The sequence below is a fragment of the Erwinia sp. MMLR14_017 genome (genome assembly GCF_033657285.1).
Taxonomy (GTDB): Bacteria; Pseudomonadota; Gammaproteobacteria; order Enterobacterales; family Enterobacteriaceae; genus Erwinia.
In genome coordinates, this window is sequence record NZ_JAWVWP010000003.1 from 24,805 (window position 1) to 48,171 (window position 23,367).

The window sequence follows — 23,367 nt, forward strand, 5'->3', positions numbered from 1 at the left end:
ATAGAGCCGTATTGCCACAGTGGTTATTGTGGGCTATAGTGTTTACATAATGTAAACGCCTGAAGGGAATCTCTCAATGCACGTCATTTCCAAAGAGCCATTTGAGCAAGCGGCAAGGCTCTTTCCAAACGATGCAACAGCCATAAAGGCGCTGTATCGCCTGGTACGCGAAACGGATTTTAAATCGCCTGATGAACTTCGCGCCGCCGTGCCAAGTTTCGACAATTTTAAGTACCGTAACAAATGGTGGGTTTTAGATGTTGGTGGTAATAATCTGCGAGTAATCGCCTACATCAACTTTGTGAACAAGCGCTTCTACGTGAAGCACATCGCCACCCACGCAGAATACGGTAGGCTGACTCGCTACTATCGGGAGAACAAAGAATGATCGCTGACACCACAAAAGCTATCGAAGCAACGAAACAACTAATAGCTGCTGTCCCCCTGCTGGGGGGCAGCACTGCTGAGAAGGACTACCGTGACGCCCTGGAGCTGGTGGACTACCTGATTGACAATGACGACGAAAACCCACTGATTGACTTTCTGGCGGCTAAAATCGCCGACTACGAAGACAACAGCGAACGTTTTGCGGAGTTCAACAAACAGGTCGCCGAAATGCCGGTGGGCGTCGCGCTGCTGCGTACGTTGATTGACCAGCATAAATTATCCTACTCTGACCTGAAGGGTGAGATCGGCTCAAAATCTTTGGTGAGCCAAATCCTTTCTGGCCAGCGTTCCCTGACGATCTCACATATCAAGGCACTTTCGGACCGGTTCGGCGTCAAGCCGCAATGGTTCCTCTAATCTCCGACACGAGCCCGCGTAACAGCGGGTTTTTTATTCCCTCGCAAAAAAGCATTGACACGCTACAAGTGACTTTCTGCACAATCAACACATAGCCCGGTGCTGATGGGACTCTTTTCAAACTTCCACGGACGGCACAAGCCAGCGCAACGGGTTGCCACCATAGATTTAAGTTTCTGTATAACAAGCCGCCCACCTGCGGCTTTTTCTTTTCAGAGGTTCCGATGGATAAGAAGATCTGTGCCGTATGCCTGACAGTGGGCAAGCCTGCCATGATTACCGCCGCCTCATGCGGGCTGGTCTTCACACATCACGCTGAAAAAACGCTTTATATTGCCGGGGGTTGTCCGCGAAAACCTCGTTTTATTTATCACAGCTTTATCTGATATGTTTAATGTATAAATTGCAAGGCGCTAAATGTTTTATTATGTGGTTTTTATCGGAGGTTAACGCCAGTAGTCATAATATTTCATGCCTGCGCCGAATTATTACTCCTATGGCATGATGCAGGCAAGTAAATAAAAAGGGTAAGGGCAACCTGGGCGGGAAGTAAAGGGGGTGATAATAGTGCCAGTAGGGCAGAATATGCGCTGCGGCGTAGTAGGTCAGCATTTAAAGTTACGTCATATCCTTATGCATGGAACGTAAAAAATCCCTTTTTCGTCTTAAATAATTTCATAAATTTATACTTTTTTTATGAAATTTAAACAGATATTTTGAAATGATACAGCTCCATTTAAGAAGCAAACCGGGCCTGTTATTCATAAGGCCGGGCATTTCCAGTCAGACTTATTGTTTCCGCAAAACTTACGATAAAGAACAGCCTGAAGCCGAACATATTATCCCGGTCATCAGACCGGGAAAAGAAGCCCAGATTATCCACGAACCCGCCTGGCACCGACAATATTTATAAACGCCTGCACCTGCCGTTGCTTGCGGGCAGAGAACTTACAAACCTGCCGTAATGACTTCATCAGCTCCGGTTCTTCAGGTTCCGGCGGACGGACGGTCAGCACCAGACATCCTTTCATCACCCGCATATCAACCACCGTTCCGGTATCAAAGCCAGCCTCAGCCAGCCATTTTCCCTTCATCGCCAGCGAGGGGATTTGTTCATAATCTGGAAAGGTCCTCGCATAGCTCACTTTTATCCGACGTACTGCGGAACCTGTGACTTCTTTCGCTTCTACTTTTGCATTACAATCTTGCTCAGCCATGATAACTACTCCTGATAGTTGTTGTGGTCAGCGGTGTGAATGTGTTTCCGCACATTCGCATCGCGATTGAATTACGCTGTAATTATATCCAGCTGATAAAAACGATCCATAGACGATTTAATTTTTGTGCGTGAAATTAAATATTGCTCGCAAAATTAATGAAAGCCATGAAAATTTAATTATCGTATTAGTTTGAATGACAGGCGTCATATTTGATGTTTTTATTATGCTCGCCTCGCCAGTAATATATTCAGCCATATCTCCGAATCACGTCCTGCGCGCAAATCTTCGGTTTTCCAGATATCGATAAGATCTACTTTTATCCCTGAACCGGCAGCTAATCCTTGTAACGCAGCCTCATCCATATCAGTAAACACCCGGCCATCCTTTTCCCGTTCTCCACGGCCGTACTTAAACGACAAATACCAGACGCCACCCGGTTTCAATGCCCGTGCCAGCAGCGCCATCACTTCAGGCAACTCTGTTTCAGGTACATGCAGCAGCGAAGCGCAACACCAGATGCCGTCGTACTTCTCAACCGCTGTCATCTCCTGAAAACGCATCACTTCAATCTGTCTGCTGGTTAACTGCCTGGCGCGTTCAACCAGCTCCGCAGAAGCATCAAAAGCCTCCACTTCAAAGCCCAGATCGCTGAAGGCTCTGGTATCGCGGCCCGAACCGCAACCGGCATCAAGGATCTGCGCACCGGGCTTCAGGTGCGCCAGAAAAGGTTCGTACAGGACGGACATATTCACGTTCACCGTGTCGTCGTAAAAACGCTGTGCGTTCTGCTGGTAGTAGTCGTCGTTCATCAGAAAATCCCGTCTCCCTGTGCGGTAGGTTCCCATTCATGCAGTAGCGTATTCTTCGCTCTCTGCCAGCGCTGCTGCAGGAAATTATGCCGTAGTGCTGGTGTGTTGCCAGTCTGTCGGATCAAGGTTTCACGCAGAGGAAGGTGGCTATTAATGAAATACTCGTTACGGTCATGCAGGCGCTGAAGCAGTTTTGTCGATGGTATCCTGGCAAACTTTCCCTTAGCACCACGGTTGCAGCTTTGACAGGCCAGAACCAGGTTCCAGACGCCATCCAGATTACTGATAGCGTCATTAAGCGTGAAGGGCAGAAAGTGATCGACATCGGCAAGATTTTCTTCTGCCATTACTACGCTGACAGGGCGGAAACAGTAGAAGCAGTAGCCTTTCTGGTAACCGTTCAGGCTGTCACGGCAACTGGTAATATTGATGCGTTGATTGCTGCGGCGGCTGAACAGCATCTTGCTGTCATTGTCATATTCCACCGCTATCAGGTTACGTGAAACACCCATTGCCCAGGCTTCCTCAACCAGCCGCCAGCGCGCATCGGTTTCCTGTATCAGGTTCGGGAATTGATTGTTTTCTGTCAGGTAATAATAGTTGTCGGTCAGGCGTATGCCTTTTGACATTTTGCGTTCATCCAGAAAGAAGCGCTTGTCGATCTCAGCCTGATTAACGTTATGAAAAGCATTAATCACTGCGGCAAAACCGAGTTTAACGGTAATCCCGGTCAACTGGTCTTCTGTGATATCACCGTTGTTGAATTGTAAGCAGGCATCCAGGAACTGGCTTCGCTGGCTGGTGATCTGTTTAGGTGCCAGCTTAAGATGTGCGCAAATATGGCGCGCAAAAGGAACCGCCAGCGTTTCAAGGGGGATCAGATCATTGTCTGGCTGCTTCAGGTCATACAGCGCATGAGCTAGAGCGAATTTGTAAGATGCGACATTCCTGCCAAAAAGGATCACCCCACGCCAGTAATGCTCCAGCTTGGGATCGGCCTGATAGAAACGCATAAAGGTCCTGTTTTGTGAGGCGGCTCGAAAGAATCGGAATTACGCGATCACATAACAGAATGCATTAAATGTAAACCTCAGAAAAAAATGCCTCACCAGAGCAGCATAAAAAGCAGCCTCTATAAATATCAGGATTTATTGTGCCGATAGCACCAGATTGGCATGCTGAAGCTTCTGTAACGCTCCCAGTGAATGTTGAAGGCCATCAATACCGGAAAGGAAGATCTGCAGGCTCTTAATACATTTGCCTGTATCGGGCAGGCATCCTTAAACCAGAGACATACTAAACATGTCAGAGACTTTCGTCGGGTAATCCGCTGGCAGGGAATGGAAAGTGTTTTTCCTTACTAACGAGCGGCTGTGCTACTGGTCGCTCCTCATTTCTGATGAACATCTCCTTATCAGGGAACAGGGGAGTAGGGTTTCACAGACGCATAATTTGGGAGCCGCCTGGAAAGCATGCCTCGATTGTTTTGTACAGCCAGAGCAATTTGCAATGAAACCCGCTGTAGATGTTTGCCACTAACGGTGCTAACTATCCATTTTGCACGGGTAAAACTATGCAGATTAATCGTCCTCCGTCTTCTGCCTCTGTTCAGCAATCGCAGACTACGACTACAGATAAAATCACGACTCCAGAGATAAAAGGTTCAGCCCTTTCCTCAGCAGACAACCTGAAAAATCAGCTTACACCGCGCAGTCATGACTATCTTTCGCGCCTGCAAGCGCATGGCTCTTTGACTGAAAAGTCCCTGGCTTCTTCAGTCTCCAGGGCACTCGATAAAGGTAGCTTTATGGAAAACCCAGTCAGTGAGAAACCGGTATCTCAATTTGGCGTCGCCACGATTCTGGATGGCCGTAAAGGCATACTGCTGGCAAACTTCATGCCGCATAACGATAAGCTTGAGCTGGAAGCGCTGGCTTTCCGCGAAGAGCGCTTCTTTGAGAGTGAGGTGGGCAACATTCAACTGGTGGTAATGCAGAATGCGCGACATCTGCCGGAGGTAAAGGCGCATCAGCCGGGAAATGATCCCACCGCTACTGCTTCCGATTCCCTGAAGTTGCAGCACACCACTGGCCAGAATCCCGAAGCGGAAGCAAAAGCACTCGATAAAGATATTAAACGTTTTCAGAACCAGACCATGCACAGACAAATGGCAAGTAAGCTCGCTGATTCTTACGTTAACAAGGGGGATTACAAAAGCCGGGCGACAGCGCTGCCCGCCGCACACGCCGCTGTTCTTGGTGCCAAAGCGCGTAAGCTGATCATGTCACCTTTTCAGAGCAACTCAGGGAAAAGCAAAGCGCCAGAGCCTGTGCTTTCCTCCGCGGCCTCTGCAGTCGTACCTCGTGGTCCGCAATTCCAGTTCACTAAAGAAGAGTTCAGCGATTTTCATGACGATCACTGGATGCAAAATCCGGCGAATAATCCTGAATTAACCCAAGAGGGTACGGGATCGCTCACAGAGGCACAGAGCAACCATCCCAGTGGAAGCTCGTCTGAAGCAGCCAGCCCACAATTATCCGGACGTCGGTTCGGCCAGGTTATCAGCGATCAGATGAGAAGCGATTTGTTGCAACAGTTAAACGATAACGCTTCATCTTCTTCGACTAATTCAACACCAGGCTCCCGCCGCGACGCGCAAGTTTTTGATAACCAGTTTATTGAAAAATTAAATCAGCAACTGAAAGATTCTGGCGCGTCATAAAGCGCCAGTCACGCTGTTATTTTTACAAAATTGGCATAAAGGAGACTTCATGATCCCTTCCTCATTGTGGCGTTTGACTCAGGCTAAATCCCTCGGCATCGGATGATCAAAACAGAGAACATTTGACGCATCCGGAGGGTTCTTTCCGTGAAATCAAAGGGGTGCCGACTTAAACGAAGCCCGCTCAGGATCAAGCAGCAGACGAGTGGGTGAAATGATACGCCCCCTTAAATCGTAGCGGAAAGCCAAATCTTATTAAGGGGCTGACGCAGCGTCTCTGTCAGCCTGACCCATTTCAATACTTTTGGGCGGGGAGTATGCAGCTTATTATCAGATGCCGCGCGAGCGGCATGAGAAAAGAGTTCCCCCCAAAAATCACCGCCGTCCCCGCAAGTACCCCAACTCTCTCGCAGGCCAGCCCTGTTCAGGAAAAATCGAAAGGCGGATACCGTACAGATGGAACAGCGGCGTAAACAGTTGCTCATCTTTTACCGCTAAGACTTCCAGCTCCAGCAACAACAGATCAAGCTCATCCAGCAGGCCGGTATGCGGGTTAGCCTTGAGCGACTTCATCCGGCGTTTCAAAAACAGCGCCAGCTCGTGGAACATCTGGCCGCTGTCGAGGTGATGCTGACCCAGAAGCTCCCGGCTGCGGGCGTAATAGTCATAGCAATTCACCCCCAGCCACACCTCGGAAACCAGGTTACCTGCCAGAAGCAGGTCGGGATGCGGATCAAGGCGCATACGCGGCAGAATGATGTTCACTCGCTCCAGCATGTCGGTAATAAAGTGCTGACGCGCCAGCAGGGAAGAGCCGTTTCGCTCTATCTCCTTTACAAAGCGCAGCAGCTCACGCACACCCGAACGCACCGCCCGTTGGGCAATCCAGGAGGGGCGCTTGTTGCGGATCAGAGCGGTGATGACCACCGCAATAAGGATGCCGGTCATGGAAGCAATCGCCGTGTTAATGGCGCCAGGCAGGTCGGGCCTGAGGTGATGACTCATACCAAGCAACCCTGGGATCTGAATGGCGGCGCTCAGGCCGATCATATTTGTAGCGGGGTTCGCAATCACCAACCCAAGTGCGAAAAGCCCCGGAACCAGGCAGAGCATCAGACCTTCAAAAGTGAGGGCCTGCGGGATCAGCACCGCCACGTAGAGCACGCTGATAACAATAGAGAGCACCGTACCTTTAATAAACAGCTTCATCGGGTTGCCCGGCGTATCTGCACTGGCGAAAAAGGAGCTGAGGATCGCGGCCATCATCGGTGCGGAGGCGCCTTCCCGCCAGGCGGTGCCCATCCAGAGCAGACAGGCAGAAAAGGTTGCCAGGAAAGAGGTCGTGGCGGAGAGCAGCACAAGGCCGGTGTCAGTATGAGGGCGCGATCGTTCCTTACGGGCGAGGCTGGTATCGCCCGATAAATCGCTGACCAGATGGCTCACGCTGTGATAAGCCCCGGCGATGCGCACAAAATCAGCAAGGCGTTCCAGCAGTCCCGTTAACATCAGGCATTCGCTTACGGGCAGCGTTCCCTGCCGCCAGGCGTTTCTGAGATCTCGTTGACTGGCGGCAAGAGAAGCCTGAATATCCAGGCTTTCCCTGACGCGCTCATCAGCGTTCAGCCACAGCAAAAATTGCTGAAAGAGCAGCGCTACCGCTTCGGGAAAGCGAATATTCAACTGCGCCATCTGGTGCAGGCGGCCTTCAATCGCGATCAGTGTCGGGATCAGGTAAGAGAGATGCCGGTACTGTACGCTGACCAGGCGGATCAGCCTGCGCGCGGCGTCGCCCTCATACACGCAGTGCGTGATCAGCGTCTCGACCTGCTGCGGATACTGCGCCATACGGATCAGGATCTCTTCCCGCTCCGGTGCCGACTCTTTAGTAATGCCGTTCAGAAGATCGCTGCACAGCTTGCGTCCGTTCTGATACCAGACGGTGACGCTCTGCTCCAGCAGACTGCGCATCGAAACGGGCAGCAGCAGTCCATGGATCATGCTGCTACAGGTGACGCCAAGCGCAATCTCTTCAATACGCGAAATCACCGTCCCGGTAATAGAGAGCGGTTGGGTAACCGAGGGAAAACCCATGATAGCCGCGCTGTAACCCGCCAGCATAAACACATAGCTTTTGGGCGTGCGGTCATGCAGCGACAGATAGAGGCAAAAGCTCACCCACAGCGAAACGCACAGACTGAACAGCATGGGAGACTGCACGGTTTCAGGGTAAATCAGGAAGATAAAAAATCCGCCCAGCAGGGTGCCCAGCAGGCGAAAGAGCGATTTGGAAAAGGTAGAGGCGGAATAGAGCTGGGAAGAGACGTAGACGGTGGTCAGCGCCCAGGCAGGTTTATCCAGATTAAGTTCAAGCGAGAGATAAAGAGCAAGAAAAGCGGCAAGACAGGTCTTTAATGAAAAAAGAACGGCATTCTTCGAAAACCACTGCATGACAACTACCAGAGACGCGCTAAGTGCGCAGCATCCTGCCAGAACAGGCGCTCAATTCACGGTGATTACTACGACAAATTGTTTCGTCATAAAAATAAATATTCCCGAGGCGTGATTAATGATGGTGGAAACTGTACAGGCAATCTTTATCCGCAACAGAGGCGGTAATGATCAATAGTGCTGCCTGTTGAGTTTGTGCCAGACAAAACAGCAGGATGCAGCTTGCGGATAACATCTGAACTATTAAGCTTGTCTATGATAAATATCAACCACGCGTCAGTTAGCGAGCAGCAAATAGCCGGGAACCATAAAAAATATTCGTAGCGGTTCCCGCATGGCTGAAGGAGTAAAGAGTGACTATGCGACATTCTGTTATTGTGATGGCATTGCTGCTTGGGGGAGAAAGCGGGGCGCTGCTCTCCTCATCAGTATGGGCAGCAGGCAGCGAGCCAGCAGTGGCAGCAACGTTAAGGGAGGCAACACCGGTGAAGATAAAAAATACCGTAATCGGCCAGGGCGCGCCGAAAATTATCGTTCCCACTACGGGCAGCACGGCGGAGCAGGTACTGGCTCAGGCTAAAACCATTGGTGAAAACCCCGACGCAGATCTGATCGAATACCGCATTGACTACCTGGATTTCGCCACCGATGCAGGCCGGGTCGCTGCTCTGGGAAAACAGATTGTGGCAGTGGCAAACGGCAAGCCGCTAATCCTGACGTTCCGCACCCAGCCTGAAGGCGGCAAGCGTAAAATCAGCGATCAAGAGTACGGGGCGCTGTACAAAGCGCTGATTAGCGAGCACTTTATCGATGTCCTTGATCTGGAAATGTTCCGCCAGCCGGAAGTGGTGCAGCAGATCCTTGAGGTTGCCCATCAGGCCGGGATCAAAGTGGTGATGTCCAGCCATGACACCGAGAAAACCCCGGAAACGGCAGAGATGGTAGCGCGACTCCGTAAGCAGGATCGGATGGGGGCAGACATCCTCAAAATTGCGGTGATGCCGCATGATGCCAGGGATGTGCTCAGGCTGTTGGATGCCACGAACCAGGTGCGCGAAAACTACTCCAGCAAGCCGTTGCTGACGATGTCGATGGGCGGGCTGGGCGCAATCACGCGGCTTTCTGGCGAGGTGTTTGGCTCCGATCTCACCTTTGGTATGACCGGCGAGTCATCTGCGCCAGGCCAGATTGAGGCGAAGTCACTGCGGCAGGCACTGGAGACTGTTAACACCGCTATCAAAGGCGAATAACTTTCGCTGCACTTTGCTGACCGCTGGATCAGGTGCAGCAATGCGGCCGGGCGTTTAGCCCCATCCATCGTCTGACTCTGGAGAAAACCCATGACGCTTTTCAGCTTAGAGAATAAAAGAATTCTGGTGACCGGCGCGGCACAGGGCATCGGCTTTACCATGGCGCGCGGCCTGGCGCAGCACGGCGCTGAAATCATCATTAACGGCACGTCAGAAGAGCGGGCGGAAAGGGCGGCGGCAACGCTGCGTGATGAAGGCTTTACCGCGCATACGGCAGTGTTTAACGTTGCCGATCCGCAGGCAGTGGAGGCCGCGATTGAGAAAATTGAGACTACTGTCGGGCCGATTGACGTGCTGTTTAATAATGCCGGCATTCAGCGCCGTCACCCCTTTACCGAGTTTCCGCTAAATGAGTGGAATGAAATTATTGCCACCAATCAGACCGGCGTGTTTCTGGTTTCCCAGACCGTGGCGAAGCGGATGATCGCCCGTAACGCGGGCAAAATCGTCAATATCTGCTCCATGCAGAGCGAGCTGGGGCGCGACACCATCACGCCTTATGCGGCAGCAAAGGGCGCAGTGAAAATGCTGACGCGCGGCATGTGCGTGGAGCTGGCCCGCTACAACATCCAGGTGAATGGCATCGCGCCAGGCTATTTCGACACCCCGATGACCAAACCGCTGGTGGATAACCAGGAGTTCAGCGACTGGCTCTGCAAACGCACGCCCGCTGCCCGCTGGGGCAACCCGGAAGAGCTGGTTGGCGCGGCGGTGTTTCTCTCTTCTAAAGCCTCTGACTTTGTGAACGGGCATCTGCTGTTTGTCGATGGCGGTATGCTGGCCGCGGTATAACTTGAGAGGGGTGGCACAGGGCAGGTCACTGCATCATGGTGACCGTTACTCTTAAAGGGGCAGAAGCGCCGCCACAGTCTCTGTGGAAAGTTGCTGGTTTGCGCTATCCCGGCGTGCTGGCGTGGTTTTTTCGCCATGCAATGGCTTCTGCCCGAAGACTATTCTCTCTGCAATAATAAAGGCCTGATCCCGTCAGAAATCAGGCCCTCCATTTAGTCTCAGTAAAGCTGACGATAAAGTTCGGTAATTTCCGCCAGAGTTGCTTCACGAGGATTGCCACCGGTGCAGACATCGTCCAGCGCGGCCTGTGCCAGGGCGGCGATATCTTCCTCTTTCATTCCCACATCACGCAGCCTGGCTGGAATGCCCACATCCGCAGAGAGCTGTTTCACCGCCTGCACGGCAGCGGCACGCACTTCGTTCAGATCCATGCCGCAGACTCTTGCTACGCCCATTGCGCGGGCAATATCCCGGTATTTTTCGCCGGTGAACTCCGCATTCCACGCCATAACGTGCGGCAGAATAATGGCGTTAGCAACGCCATGAGGAACGTTGTAAAACGCGCCCAGCGGGTGCGCCATGCCGTGCACCAGCCCCAGCCCGACGTTCGAGAAGCCCATGCCCGCGATATACTGGCCCAGCGCCATCTCTTCCACCCCTTTTGCCTCCCCGGCAACAGAAGCCCGCAGTGAGCGGGTAATGATCTGAATCGCTTTCAGATGCAGCGCATCGCTAAGTTCCCACGCGCCTTTGGTGATATACCCTTCAATGGCATGCGTCAGCGCATCAATGCCGGTGGCGGCTTTCAGGACGGGCGGCATGCTCGCCATCATCTCAGCATCAATAATCGCCAGGATTGGGATAGCGTGCGGATCAACGCAGACAAATTTGCGCCGGTTCTCTTCGTCGGTGATCACATAATTGATGGTGACTTCTGCGGCCGTTCCGGCAGTGGTGGGGATGGCAATAAGCGGCACGCTGGCGTTGCGTGTTGGCGCAACCCCTTCCAGGCTGCGTACGTCAGCGAACTCCGGGTTATTGATAATGATGCCAATCGCTTTGGCGGTATCCTGCGGCGAGCCGCCGCCGACCGCAATCAGGTAGTCCGCACCTGACCTTTTGAACAACTCAACGCCTTGCTGCACGGTGGCGATAGTGGGATTTGGCACCACCTCGTCATAAATCATAAAAGGCAGCTGGTGCTTCGCCAGCAGGGCCGTGACGTTCTCTACCACGCCCGCTTTGATGAGGGTTTTATCTGTTACCAGCAGCGCTTTTTTAAAGTTTCGTTTCGTCACTTCATTCACGATTTGCGAAAGAGATCCGGCGCCAAACCAGGCGGTTTCGTTCAGTACCATTCTGTGTTGCATATCTGCTCCTGCATAAAGTTTTTATATTTTTTTAAGAGAGGTCGCAGGGAAATATGCGCAGGATCAAGCGAAGGGAGTATTGATAAAGATCACTTCGGGACGAGATTTTCCGTCCCGAAGAGGTCAATCTGCGGAATTAATCAAGAGCCTGGGTCGGATGATTTTGCACCATCCGCCATTATCCCGGCGTCTTGCGTGCTTATCACTGGTATCTGCATAAGGCTTTACAGCGCTGTTTCCGGAGCGGTTAAGGCTTATTCCGCTCAGTTAATTAGCCATAATACTTGCCGCAAGCTGCGCGCTGTCCGGCGTATTGCCAATCAGTTCCGTCAGCAGATTATTCACCCCATCGCTCATGGGAGTGAAGTGCGTCTGCGCCGAGCGGGTCACCACTATAAATACGCCCACGCTGTACTGCGGCACCATCGCCATATAGGTGATAAAGCCGCCGCCGCCGCCGGTTTTCTGAATAATTCCCGGCCTGCCGCCCTGCGGGGCCATATAAACCCATCCCATACCCAGTGCAGAAGCTTTGCCTGGCACATCCATACCGACAACTCTGGTCAGTTGGTCACGCTGATAAATCATGGTCTGAATACGGTCTGCCTGTGCAGTGCGGGGGTGCACATCAGAAGAGAGGAACTGCTGCATCCAGCGGCCCATATCGTCCGGGGTGGAGTAGACGCCGCCGCTGCCGATGGCAGCCAGCGTGTTCATGCACGGGCTTGCGCCTTTTTCGGCCACCATCAGGCGACCACACTGATCGGGTGAGGGGGTAAAGGTGGTATCTTTCATCCCCAGCGGGCGAGTAATCTCTCGTTGCAAAAGCGTGGGATAAGGTACGCCAGCGGCTTTAGAGAGCGCATCGCCCAGCAGGTCAAATGCCAGGTTCGAGTAAGCGGCCTGGCTGCCCGGCGCGGCTTTCAGTTGTGCGCTCTTCAGCCAGTTCCAGCGCTGGCTGTATGTCGGCCAGACAAACACCGGGCGATGCGGCTTGCCACCGGGCTGTTCGCGGGGAAGTCCGCTGGTGTGGGTGGCAAGATTAATCAGGCGAATAGTCTGCCCGGCATAGCCGGGAACGCTGCTGCCTGAGGGCGCATATTTACTCAGCGGATCGTCAAGCCTCACCACGCCCTGCTCAGTGAGTTTGACTAACAGTTCGCTGGTCAGCAATTTCGTCAGGCTGGCGATACGGATAACGGAATCTTTTTGCGGGCGAACCTTACTGCCTGGACGGATAGCGCCCTGGCTGGCAAATACACGCTGGTTGGCATCAATGGCCACCATCGCCATGCCGGTCGCCTTGGTGTTATAGAAGATGTTCTGCGCGTAGCGGTCAACAATCTGGGACGCAAGCAGCGGATCGGGTGCGGTTCGTGCGGCCAGTCCACTGAGCGGAGTCACAACAACGAGCAGGGCCAGCAAACGGTGAAGAAAGGGTTTCAACGTGCGTACATCCATCTGAATCAGGCTTAAGATAATTCGTATAGTAATCTGTTTTATACCGGCTTCCAAAGGCATCGGCACGGTTTTTTTGCGCTTAAGCATGGGATGCACAAACGGCCGTTTCGGCCGTTTGTTAACGCTTTTATATCTGACTGACTCAGGCTGCTGAGTAGTGCGTGTCGTTTACCTTGAAGACGCTGATCGCCTGAGAGAGCTGTTCAGCCTGCTCCTGTAGCGACTGGGCTGCTGCTGCAGACTGATTTACCAGCGAGGCGTTCTGCTGCGTAACCTGGTCCATCTGAGTGATAGCCATGCTGATTTCATCAATACCGGTGCTCTGTTCCGAGCTGGCAATTGAAATCTCGCCCATAATAGAGGTCACGCTTTTCACGCTGGTCAGCACTTCTTCCATGGTGGTGCCCGCTTTAGCAACCTGCCTGCCGCCTTCATCCACCTTGGCAACGGAGTCCTGAATCAGCTGTGCGATCTCTTTCGCCGCTGAAGCGGAGCGTTGTGCCAGGCTGCGCACCTCAGAGGCCACCACCGCAAAACCACGGCCCTGTTCACCAGCACGCGCCGCTTCCACCGCTGCGTTCAATGCCAGAATATTGGTCTGGAAGGCGATGCCGTCAATCACGCTGATAATATCGACAATCTTCCGGGAGGAGCCGTTGATCATATCCATCGTGCTGACCACCTGTTTCACCGCGTCACCGCTCTGGATCGCGACTTTAGAGGCAAGCGCGGCCAGTTCGTTAGCCTGGCGGGCGTTATCCGCATTTTGCTTCACGGTGGAAGTCATCTGTTCCATTGCGGAGGCGGTCTCTTCCAGAGAGCTGGCCTGTTGCTCAGTACGGGAAGAGAGGTCCATGTTACCGGCAGAGATCTCGCTGGAAGCGGTGTGGATCAGGTCGGTACCGGAACGCACTTCAGTAACGATACGCAGCAGGTTCTCATTCATGTTTTGCAGTGCCTGCATCAGCTGACCGGTTTCATCGGTAGATCTGACCTGGATCACAGTGCGCAGATCGCCCGCCGCCACGTTTTCGGCAATGGTCACGGCTTCACGCAGTGGCTGCACAATAGAGCGGGTCAGGAAGAAGCCCAGCAGGATTGCGGCGACAACGGCAAGTCCAGAGAAGATTAAGGTGATCTGGATGGCGGTATCGCCTTCAGCGTTGGCAACCGCGCCTTCCGCCACCAGCTGGCTGGACTGGGAGTCAGCAAAATTGGTCGCCAGATTAAGAAAAGCATTTTGCGAAGGCGTCATTTTTTGCAGTGCAAATGCCGCAGCGTCATCTGCGTTGCCCGCACGGATCATCGCGATCAGCTCCGTTTTGGCATTTTCAAAAACCTGAGCGGCTTCGATAACGGCCTGGATTTTCTTTTTCCCTACGGCGGTTGTCTGCAACTGAGCAATTTTATCAATGGCCAGAGTGGTTTTTTTCGTTGCGTCTTCAAGCTGGCCGTAACGCTTGACGTTATATTGTGGGCGCGTGGTATCGATCACCATCCCGCGAAGATACTTAATCTGTTCATTCACGCCGTCACGGACGTCAAAGGCAAGGCGAACTTTAACGTAACGGTCGCTGACGATACTGTCTACTGCGCTGTTTATGTTGTTGATTTTCAATACTGCGGTAGCGCTTACGATGATCAAAAGCAGGATCACCAAACTGAACGCTGCGCCGAGGCGAACCCCGACCTTCATATTTTTCACAGATGCCATCACATGTTTCCCTCTGAAAATAGGGCTTGCTGTTTACGCCCCTCGAAGCCCAGTAAATCGGCAGCGGGGGCGAAAACTTGATGAAAATCTGTGAAGCAGGTCGCAATTTATTCGGTGGCGGTGACTTGCAGGCTCACCAGGCCAATCCCGAGCCTGCGGGCAGCAAAACCGTCCACCGCGCCTTCAGCGGTCTCTTCCGGTGCGGGTGGCTGGATCGCAATGGTTCTGGCCTGGCCTGGGTTAGTGAAATGCACTTTGACCGTGCTGTCACCGTTGCTGAAGGTGATCTTCTGGGTCATATCCCCCACTTTTATGCTGAACGGCTGCTGGCTGTTTTTGCCGAACGCCCGCGCGGTCAGCGTCAGATCAAAGCTGGCTGGCAGAGGTTCCAGATACTGCACGGTGACCTCAGGAAGCAGATTGGCATCGGACCAGCGGCCGCCCCAGGGTTCGATAAAGGATAAGCCGGTCACTTTTTGCACCTGTTCAGGCAGGCCCGGCAGACCAAACATAATGCGGTCTGCGGTATAGCGCAGGTCGTCATCGCTGATTCGCAGCCGCGTGACCGCCTGCTGATAGCGATCGTCGCTCTGCTTGCCGGTCTGGCTGAAGGTTACTCTGCCCAGCGTAAGGCCCGGTTTAACCTGCTGGATCTGCGGCAGAGAATTCAGCGTTCCTTCCGCTATGCACAGGTTCGGGTTCAGCTCCAGCTTCTTATCCCAGACGTCGCCCATCTTAAAGCAGCGATCGATCCAGACAAATTTCTCGTCGGGCGCAAATTTTGCCAGCTGCTGTTTCAGCGGAGCCGCCAGATATACATCAAACTTTGGCTCAATTTTATTGGGCATCACAGAGAGCAGGAGCGGCAGCTTGAAGTGCACGCCAGAGAAGCTGAAGGTATTTTTGTCGGTATCAATTTTGTAATCTGAAATGACCTTCGGGAAATTCCACAGTTTGATGACGTCAGGTTTCCACTCGTTTATTTTCTCTTTAATATTGAGATAGGTGGCAACCATTGAAGTGGAAGAGAGGCTGCTGCGCCCCAGCCCAATAAAGTTGTCGCCGCCCATCGCATCCAGTACGGTTGCGCCATTATCCAGCGTGCTGCGTTTAACCGGGATCACTTTGCTGCTGACATTATCCCCGCGCACCATAAAGAACAGGTCGCTGCGGTCATGCTGATTGAGATATTTGTAAGCGGTATTATTCATCGCCAGATGGTCGGAGCTGACCACAATAATCGTATTTTTGAAGTAAGGGGTAGCCTGAATGCGCTGGATCAAGCGCGCAATATGCTCCTGGCTACAGGCCACGGCGGCAAACGATTTATTGGCCTGACCTTCATATGGATAAGCTTTGCGCTGGCAGCTGCGCGAGATGAAGCCATCCGGATGATGGGTATCGACAGTTAGCGCAAACAGCGAGAAAGGGCGGTTATTGCGGGCAAGCTCAAGATATTTATCAAACACCACATCCAGCAGCGTATCGTCGTACCAACCCCAGTCGTTGCGGTAACTCTGATCTTTCACCACGCTTTTCAGTTCGTTCAGGCCATAAAGATGATCAAAACCGTGGGAAGAGAGAAACAGATCCTTACCGGCAAAGCTCAGGCTGGCGCCCTGATAAAAGTAGTTCTGATAACCAGACGACTTCAGAATATCGCCCAGACAGACGTTTTGCGGGTAAAAGGTGGAGAGCGAGCTGGAGGCATTGCCATCAAAGGGGGCAAACAGTGGAATACCACATTGCGAAGCCACCATCCCGGCGATGGTGTATTCCGTGCCGGGCAGCTGCTCCGTATTACTGAAATCTAAGGAATTGTTTTTAATCTGGCTCAGCTCGGGGGCCAGACCCGGAAACGCTTTTTCATCAAAATAGGTGCGTTCCAGGCTCTCCGCATAGATATAGACCAGATTGGGTTTATCACCCTGAATCTGCTTCCCCGGCACTTTATAATGGGTGTAGAAGTCGGAGTTGCCTTTTCCTACCTGCGATTTAATCAGGCTGGCAACCTGCTGATAGGCGGGGGTGGTATTAACAGATCCCAGCGCCAGAATTACCGCCAGCAGACTGTAGAACTGGCTGGTGCGATGCCCTTTACGCAGGCGCAAAACCCAGGATAAAAATATAAACAGCAGCACCAGAATCACAATAAGTCCGGCCGCAGGCAGAATATATTTACTGACCCCTGCACCGCTCAGACTGCTGGTAATGGTGTAAATAACCGCGTCGTTAATTCCTTCACCGGTAAAATAATTGCTCGCCAGCAAAGAGGCATTAAGAATGATATAGATGCCTAAAAACAACAAAATCGCGGTAAACCAAAGTTTGTTCCTTCCCGCTTTCCAGGTGTAAAGCGTTACCGAAGCAATAAACAGTACCAGCGAAAGTAATTCTGAACCCATAAGTTATTTTTATCCTCAACCTGGCGCGATCCCCGTCCTGTGCCGGTGAAAGGGGGAAGATCTGCGCGGAATAAGCCAATTTAGCGCAGCAAATTATCCCTGGCAATATTGAGGCAGCACAGAAGAATGTCCCCGCTTGACCATTTTATTGCAGTCTGTTTACACTTTGTTTAACTTTGTATGCATTGCACATCGAAGAGATTAACGTATTACAAGGGTTTTATCGCCAGAAAGGGCCGTGATAGAGGGGAAATCGTGCCCTGGTGATCGGGAAATTATTATTATTGTTAAATAAAATTAATGTGGTATTTCGCTGGCTTAACAGCTGGTCAGATGCAGAAATTCAGATTTAAGTCACATTATACAGGCGAGGAGCGTTGAGTCTTTTATCTCACCGCCAGCCAGGTGCGGTTTTTGCAGGTCGTCCGAGGGAGAGTGAAAGCGAGGCGAAGTCAGGATGGCGATAAAAGCCTGCCCAGCCCGTGCCGTGCAGCCAGACGCGCAAGAGTCTCCGAAACATGCTGTTTAGCATATTGAGAAGACCAGCTACGTTCCTGCGCCAGCAGCGCTGCCACCTCTTCAACCAGCGGCAGTGTGAGCTGGCCGCTGACAGCAAGATGCGTGCGCCTGATCAGCAAATCCTCCAGCGTCTCTACCTGCTCATACCTGATAAGGAAGCGCAGCTCGTTCTGGCTCCACTCCGGGTGGGCCTGCAACAGCGTGTCGGGTTGCTGCTGCATAAAAGCCATTGCTGCCTGAGCACGCGTACCGTAGCGGGAGAGTAACTGAGCAGTGCGCATCGGTGACAATGCATAGAGGCTGCTCTGCTGCTTTATCCACGCCTGCCTGCCTGCGGCTCCAGGGAAATGGCTGCCGCCGCCAATTGCCAGCCCCACGGTGCTCACTTTGCGTTTTTCGCCCAGCAGCTTCAGTACCCGGTCAGCGGCTTCTTCACCGAAGCTGCGGAATGTAGTCCATTTGCCTCCTACCAGACAGAGCGTGGTGAAGTCTCGCCCGGCAAGAGGCGGTAGCAGAATCAGCGAGTGGTTACGGGAAATAGTGCCGTTGACAGTAGCTTCACTGGCAGGCAACGGGCGCACGCCGCTGAAGGTATAAAGCACTTCTTCTTTACCCACCTGCAGAGCGGGGAAAATAAAGCGCAGGGAGTCCAGAATATAGTTCTGCTCCTCTTCTTCACACACCACCTCCGGGTTATCTACCCGTATATCGGTTGAACCAACCAGCACATTGCCGTACCACGGGAACATAATACAGACCCGGCCCTCCTGGTTTTCGTAATAGACCATTTCGCCATCCAGCATCTGCAACAGCGCCGGACTATGAATGATCAGATGCGAGCCTTTGGTACCGCCAATCAGTTTGTTGGGCGGCAGGGTGGGGCTTAACGTGCCGTTAAGCTGGTCAATCCATGCGCCGGTAGCGTTCACCACAACATGGGCCGCCAGCGTGAAAATCTCGCCGCTTTGGCGATCGCGCAAGGTGAGTTTTTCGCCGTCACACTGCTCAAGGCTGAGATAATTCAGCGCCAGCGCAGCGGGCGCCGCGCGTTCAGCATCCTCAATCAACTCAAAACCCAGGCGTTCCGGTGCGGCGATCCATGCATCATAATAGGCCGCGCTGTATTTCACCCACCTGGCAAACCCTGGCCAGCGCTGATGCGTTTGCTGTTGATTATGCATCTGATGCCTGGGCATGGTGCCAAACTGGCGGGACCAGGCGTCGTAAAGCGTCAGACCCGTTTTAACCACCAGGGCGCCGCGTCGGCTGGGCTGCTCTGAAAGCTGCAAAAAGCGTTTGCCGGCATTCATCAGCCCGCCAGTGCGGCTGCCGATGGGCAGGGTAGTACGTAAAGGCGCAACGTAGTGCGGAGCATTTTTCAGCAGCCGATCCCGCTCCTGAACGGCTTCTTTAACCAGCCCAAACTCACCGGTTTCCAGATAGCGCAATCCGCCATGGATCATACGTGAAAGTGCGCCGCTGGCTGCCTGGCACCAGTCGCCTTTCTCCACCATCACCACCGGGACCCCTTGCAGAGCCAGCTCACGAAAGGTGCTGATACCGTTGATCCCTCCGCCAACAATCAGCACGGGCACGCGGGTAAGCTGGCGGAGCCGCGCCAGGCGCGCACTACGTCCTTCTGGCTTTCTGCTCTCTGATATCATGCCTTCCTCCCGATCAACGCGCCTCTGTGAGGTATAGCCAGGCAAGGGGAGAACACCACTCTCGCGTTGCAAAAGTGTTAACTGGAACGGCAGGGGCCTGCGGAGATAAAAAAGTAAAACCAGCGGAGCCAGAGGCAGGCAAGAGGCATGACATAAATCAAATACAGCACAAAATGACCATGTTTGTGTACATTTACGTCAAAAGACATATTTTCTTAAAGATTATGTAAGAAAAACCGCACAAAAGGGCCATATAAATTTACGTTTTGACATGCTTCTCAGGCTACTATCTCACCCGGAAAATCTAAGACTATTCTCATCAGGGAACTATAATGTTAACAACAATGCGCGTTTTAACTCGGGCCATTGGTCTGGGGCTGCTGGTGGGCAGTGCGTCGTTTGCCGCTCATGCTGAAATTACCGTTCTGAAAGCCGATCCTCAGGCTGGCGACCCGCTTAGCCGCCTGAACTTCACCGTCGGTGGCAGTATTCGTCCACAATTCAACAATCTGACAGGCGATGGGGATAAAGGTTCCTATAAGCGTAACGGTTTTGATGGCGGCACCCGCTTCCGTTTCCTGGCCGATTACTACCTGTTTGATGATGTAAGCTGGGTAGGTTACTACGAGCTGGGCGTGAATATTCCGGCCGTGCTCGGCTGGGACAATCATCATGCTGACGGCGCGAACAATACCAGCCGCCGTATGCTCTACACCGGCTTTCAGAGTAAAACCTGGGGTAAGCTGACGTTTGGTCAGCAAAACAGCGTTTATTACGATGTTGTTGGCGCAAAAACCGATATCTGGGACTACGATATGTTGGCGCAGGCACCGGGTAACGGCATCAACGGTGATTACGATGGTTCCTATCGTTCCCGTAAAATGCTGAAGTATAAAAACACCTTTGGCGATGCCGACGTCTATGCTTCTTACCTGTTTGAAGACAACGAATATCTGCCGGGTAACGGCCTGCGCTACAAGCGTAACGGCGGCGGCTCGCTGGGCATGGATTATCACCTGACCAAAGACCTCACCTGGGGCGCGGCCTGGAACTATACTCGTGCAGAGATGCGCAACCCGGGTAACGATGATGCAAAAGCCTACGACCAGAACATCTATGGCACCTCCCTGAGCTGGAAACCAGACAACTGGACCTTCTCCGTCGGCGGCGGTTACTACGAGAACTTCCTGACCACCAAACGTGTAGACGTGGATAACTATTTCGCTGGAGATGCGTGGGGAATCGAATATCTGGCCGGTTACACCATCCCGGTTGGTCAGTATGGCCTGAAAACCTTTATGCCATACGTTATGGGTGATCGTCTGGAGTACATCAGCGGTCGTGATTACCAGCGCATCGATAATGGTGTAGGCGTGACCTTCCAGCTGGATTACGGCTTCCGCGTCGATTACGAGCACGTATTCACCTCCAGCACCGACAATCTGGGTGACATGAACCTGGTTCGTCTGCGTTACGACTTCTGATTTCCTGAACGCCGCAGGGAGCCATTTTCTCCTCACGGTTGAACGAAACCAGCAACGCTCCGGCCTGCGCCGGAGCGTTTTTATTCAGCCAGTGCGCCTGCTTCCTGCCCTGAAAAAAACGCTGCGTCATCTTCATGCACATAAGCGTGCTGAGGCACCTCTGTTACAGATCGCCAGTCATATATTGCGCCACGCCGTTGCCAAAGCTCCAGTCACCTTTGCTGTTAGTGATAAAACTGATCATTACGTCGCTACCTGAAATACCGCAGCTCTCTTTCAGCTCCCGGCAGAGCTCCGCCATAAAGAACTGTTTCTGCTCGTCGCTGCGTGGGCTGGTAAATACCCGAACCATAACCAGGTTATCGCTACGCGTCAGCCCCAGGCCAGTATCTTCAAAAACCATCTGATAAGCTTTGTTTTCATGAACAATCTGGTAACGATCGCGTTGCGGAACCTTAAAAGCAGTCAGCACCGCACGGTGAGCGGCATCCAGCAACGTTCTCATCTCTGATTCTGAACGACCCTGAATCACATCAAATTGCAGTAACGGCATATCTTCCCCCTGATTTCAGTTAAAACCACAGCGAGAACAACAGGCTATCTGCGGCTATGTTGGAAGCCACTTTACGGCGAATAAGCGGTGGGAAAAAGCGCTATACTTGAATTGATTATTTACTATAGTGAACAATAGATGAAAGAGGCAAAGAGTGACGCCCTGTGGGTACACCTGCACTGGCTGACGATGCTGGCTGAGCAGGGGAGTTTTACCCGGGCGGCAGAAAGGCTTGAAGTCAGCAAAGCGGCCATGAGTCAGAAAATTAAGGAGCTGGAGCAGTTTGCCGGCGTGCCTCTGGTGACGCGAACCACGCGCAGCGTGCGGCTCACCAGCGCGGGGGAGAAGCTGGTAGAGGAGCTACGGCTGCCTTTCGCCCAAATCGAACAGAGCTTTTTTAGCGTGCGTGATTCCGCAGGCCCGCTGCGCGGCTTAATACGGGTTACGGCACCCGTAGCTTTTGCCCGTCAACAGCTGGTTCCCCATATCACCGCGTTTCTGCGTGAGTACCCGCAGGTTCGCGTGCAGTTAGAAGTCTCTGACCGGCTGGTTTCTCTGGCCAGTGAAGGTTTCGACCTGGCTATTCGCCACAGCGACAGTTTCCCGGAAACGCACGTTGCCCTTCCGCTTTGCGCCACCCGCGCTCAGGTTGTGGCATCGCCCGCTTATCTGGCTGAACACGGTTTTCCGCAGACGCCGGAAGAACTCAGTGCTCATCAATGCCTTTATTATCCTCGCGGTACTGAAACGCCCCGCTGGACATTTACTGCGTTGCAAGAGGGGCAGGCAGCGGTAACGGTTAACGTTTCCGGCCCCTTTGCGACCAATAACAGCGAATCTATTCGGGATGCCGCGTTAGAAGGGTTAGGGATCGCGCTTTTGCCCGATTTCAGCGCGCGGTCTGCGCTGCGTGAGGGGCGACTGGTGGAAATATTGCCTGAATGGCAAACAGCAGGGGCCTTTGCCACTACTTTGTATGTGGTGCGCCCGTGGTCTGCTCAGGTGCCCCGAGCCGTCAGTACTTTTATCCACTGGCTACGCCAGGCTTTTCAGGAGAACTGAGCGGCCTTCTTTGCGTAACGGGATTTATTTTCCATAATGATCACCCAGTCATGCCTCAACATCACGGATGGCTCCCCGCTACGCGTCGGCGCAGTGGGGAGTTGAGACAGGCTATTTCATACTGGCTGAGCAGCCGTAACTTAAAGAGGATCAAACGTGAGCGAGACCGATGAACATACGATAACGGATATCCTGGCACCGGGATTGCGCGTGGTTTTTTGTGGCATCAATCCCGGTAAATCCTCTGCCCATACCGGGTTCCATTTTGCTCATAAAGGGAACCGCTTCTGGAAAACGATCTGGCTGGCGGGCTTTACGACCCGCCAGCTGAAGCCGGAACAGGAACAGCAACTGCTGGATACCGGCTGCGGTATTACCATGCTGGTGGAGCGTCCGACCAGGGAAGCCACTGAGCTGTCGCGTGACGAATTGCGTGAAGGGGGCAGGGCGTTGATTGAGAAAATTCAGATCTACCAGCCATATGCTTTAGCGGTGCTGGGTAAACAGGCATGGAAGCAGGCGGCCAGGGTCAGCAAGGTGGAGTGGGGCAGACAGCCGCATACCATCGGCGAAACGGAAGTTTGGGTATTGCCCAACCCAAGCGGGCTGAACCGCGCTTCTCAGGATAAGCTGACCTCTGCATATCGTGAGCTGGATGTGGCGCTGGCCGCGCGAGGCCGCTAATTCGGTGCTATCCGGCAGCCATGTTTCAGCTACGCTGCATAAAACCTGTGGCAAATCGTACTTTAAAAGCGGGGTGAAGTAAGCGAGGCGAGTACGCCACACTGCGCGACAGGTGTTCAGGATCTTTCTGTGCTGAGCCGCCGGGAGAGAACAAGAAAAGCCGCACTTGCGTTAATCAGCGTGAGGACGCTCTTACCTGCGACAATGTAAAGGTAGTCTGTTACCCGCTGAAAAGCAGTGGAAAAGCAGTGCAGAAGGAGGCCAGAGAGGCCACAACAACTCTTCACACTCTCTGTCATCCTGGCCCATATAAAAAGCCCCGGCGCAGTGGACTGCATCCCAAAAG

General features: G+C 52.9%; 19 protein-coding genes. 9 read left to right on the top strand and 10 right to left on the bottom strand.

Going from position 1 to position 23,367, the window contains the following annotated elements; all coding sequences use genetic code 11:
* The first annotated feature begins 76 nt into the window (after positions 1-76).
* Entirely contained in the window at positions 77-388 is a 312-nt protein-coding gene (locus SD961_RS05655) for a type II toxin-antitoxin system HigB family toxin (protein ID WP_318789422.1), read from the top strand.
* A complete protein-coding gene (locus tag SD961_RS05660; protein WP_318789423.1) occupies positions 385-804 on the top strand; it encodes a helix-turn-helix domain-containing protein in 420 nt (139 codons plus the stop codon). The genes SD961_RS05655 and SD961_RS05660 overlap by 4 nt, the downstream gene beginning before the upstream one ends.
* An 875-nt stretch (positions 805-1,679) precedes the next feature.
* Here SD961_RS05660 and symE read toward each other — a convergent pair.
* The 3 genes from symE to SD961_RS05675 all read right to left on the bottom strand — a co-directional run bounded on the left by symE (position 1,680) and on the right by SD961_RS05675 (position 3,846).
* Positions 1,680-2,021: an endoribonuclease SymE gene (symE, locus tag SD961_RS05665; protein WP_318789424.1), complete on the bottom strand. Its 342-nt coding sequence runs from the start codon at positions 2,019-2,021 to the stop codon at positions 1,680-1,682.
* 224 nt (positions 2,022-2,245) lie between these two features.
* Complete coding sequence (locus SD961_RS05670) at positions 2,246-2,833, bottom strand: class I SAM-dependent methyltransferase (protein WP_318789425.1); 588 nt, start codon at positions 2,831-2,833, stop codon at positions 2,246-2,248.
* A complete protein-coding gene (locus SD961_RS05675) occupies positions 2,833-3,846 on the bottom strand; it encodes an HNH endonuclease domain-containing protein (RefSeq protein WP_318789426.1) in 1,014 nt (337 codons plus the stop codon). Before SD961_RS05675 ends, SD961_RS05670 begins: the two co-directional genes overlap by 1 nt.
* A gap of 512 nt (positions 3,847-4,358) precedes the next feature.
* Between SD961_RS05675 and SD961_RS05680 the strand changes: the two genes are divergently transcribed.
* A complete protein-coding gene (locus SD961_RS05680; protein ID WP_318789427.1) occupies positions 4,359-5,555 on the top strand; it encodes a hypothetical protein in 1,197 nt (398 codons plus the stop codon).
* 375 nt (positions 5,556-5,930) lie between these two features.
* Here SD961_RS05680 and SD961_RS05685 read toward each other — a convergent pair whose 3' ends face one another.
* Complete coding sequence (locus tag SD961_RS05685) at positions 5,931-8,003, bottom strand: FUSC family protein (RefSeq protein WP_318789428.1); 2,073 nt, start codon at positions 8,001-8,003, stop codon at positions 5,931-5,933.
* A 359-nt stretch (positions 8,004-8,362) separates the two neighbouring features.
* Here SD961_RS05685 and aroD point away from each other — a divergent pair, with 359 nt between their 5' ends.
* The 3 genes from aroD to SD961_RS05700 all read left to right on the top strand — a co-directional run bounded on the left by aroD (position 8,363) and on the right by SD961_RS05700 (position 10,281).
* Positions 8,363-9,253, top strand: a complete 891-nt coding sequence (aroD, locus tag SD961_RS05690; RefSeq protein ID WP_318789762.1) for a type I 3-dehydroquinate dehydratase — start codon at positions 8,363-8,365, stop codon at positions 9,251-9,253.
* 90 nt (positions 9,254-9,343) lie between these two features.
* On the top strand, positions 9,344-10,105 hold the full coding sequence (idnO, locus tag SD961_RS05695; RefSeq protein ID WP_318789429.1) for a gluconate 5-dehydrogenase: 762 nt from the start codon (positions 9,344-9,346) through the stop codon (positions 10,103-10,105).
* A 35-nt stretch (positions 10,106-10,140) separates the two neighbouring features.
* Positions 10,141-10,281, top strand: coding sequence for a hypothetical protein (locus tag SD961_RS05700; protein WP_318789430.1), 141 nt, complete (start codon positions 10,141-10,143; stop codon positions 10,279-10,281).
* Positions 10,282-10,323: 42 nt separating this feature from the next.
* Here the strand turns inward: SD961_RS05700 and fucO are convergent, their stop codons facing one another.
* The 5 genes from fucO to SD961_RS05725 form a co-directional block, all read right to left on the bottom strand.
* Positions 10,324-11,475, bottom strand: a complete 1,152-nt coding sequence (gene fucO, locus SD961_RS05705) for a lactaldehyde reductase (RefSeq protein ID WP_318789431.1) — start codon at positions 11,473-11,475, stop codon at positions 10,324-10,326.
* A gap of 267 nt (positions 11,476-11,742) precedes the next feature.
* Complete coding sequence (gene ampH, locus SD961_RS05710; RefSeq protein ID WP_318789432.1) at positions 11,743-12,936, bottom strand: D-alanyl-D-alanine-carboxypeptidase/endopeptidase AmpH; 1,194 nt, start codon at positions 12,934-12,936, stop codon at positions 11,743-11,745.
* A gap of 142 nt (positions 12,937-13,078) precedes the next feature.
* Complete coding sequence (locus SD961_RS05715) at positions 13,079-14,650, bottom strand: methyl-accepting chemotaxis protein (RefSeq protein ID WP_318789433.1); 1,572 nt, start codon at positions 14,648-14,650, stop codon at positions 13,079-13,081.
* A 107-nt stretch (positions 14,651-14,757) separates the two neighbouring features.
* Positions 14,758-17,055, bottom strand: a complete 2,298-nt coding sequence (gene opgB, locus SD961_RS05720; RefSeq protein WP_318789434.1) for a phosphatidylglycerol--membrane-oligosaccharide glycerophosphotransferase — start codon at positions 17,053-17,055, stop codon at positions 14,758-14,760.
* Positions 17,056-17,507: 452 nt separating this feature from the next.
* Positions 17,508-19,238 carry a glycerol-3-phosphate dehydrogenase/oxidase gene (locus tag SD961_RS05725; protein WP_318789435.1) on the bottom strand — a complete coding sequence of 577 codons (1,731 nt, stop codon included), beginning with the start codon at positions 19,236-19,238 and terminating at the stop codon, positions 17,508-17,510.
* A gap of 332 nt (positions 19,239-19,570) precedes the next feature.
* On the opposite strand from SD961_RS05725, the gene SD961_RS05730 reads away from it, so the two are divergent.
* On the top strand, positions 19,571-20,722 hold the full coding sequence (locus SD961_RS05730) for a porin (protein ID WP_318789436.1): 1,152 nt from the start codon (positions 19,571-19,573) through the stop codon (positions 20,720-20,722).
* A gap of 163 nt (positions 20,723-20,885) precedes the next feature.
* Here the strand turns inward: SD961_RS05730 and SD961_RS05735 are convergent, their stop codons facing one another.
* The gene (locus SD961_RS05735; RefSeq protein ID WP_318789437.1) at positions 20,886-21,275 is read right to left on the bottom strand and encodes a tautomerase family protein; all 390 of its coding nucleotides are present in this window, start codon (positions 21,273-21,275) and stop codon (positions 20,886-20,888) included.
* Positions 21,276-21,413: 138 nt separating this feature from the next.
* Between SD961_RS05735 and SD961_RS05740 the strand changes: the two genes are divergently transcribed.
* Both SD961_RS05740 and mug read left to right on the top strand, forming a co-directional pair.
* On the top strand, positions 21,414-22,337 hold the full coding sequence (locus SD961_RS05740) for a LysR substrate-binding domain-containing protein (RefSeq protein WP_318789438.1): 924 nt from the start codon (positions 21,414-21,416) through the stop codon (positions 22,335-22,337).
* 156 nt (positions 22,338-22,493) lie between these two features.
* Positions 22,494-23,021, top strand: coding sequence for a G/U mismatch-specific DNA glycosylase (gene mug / locus SD961_RS05745; RefSeq protein ID WP_318789439.1), 528 nt, complete (start codon positions 22,494-22,496; stop codon positions 23,019-23,021).
* Positions 23,022-23,367: the final 346 nt, after the last annotated feature.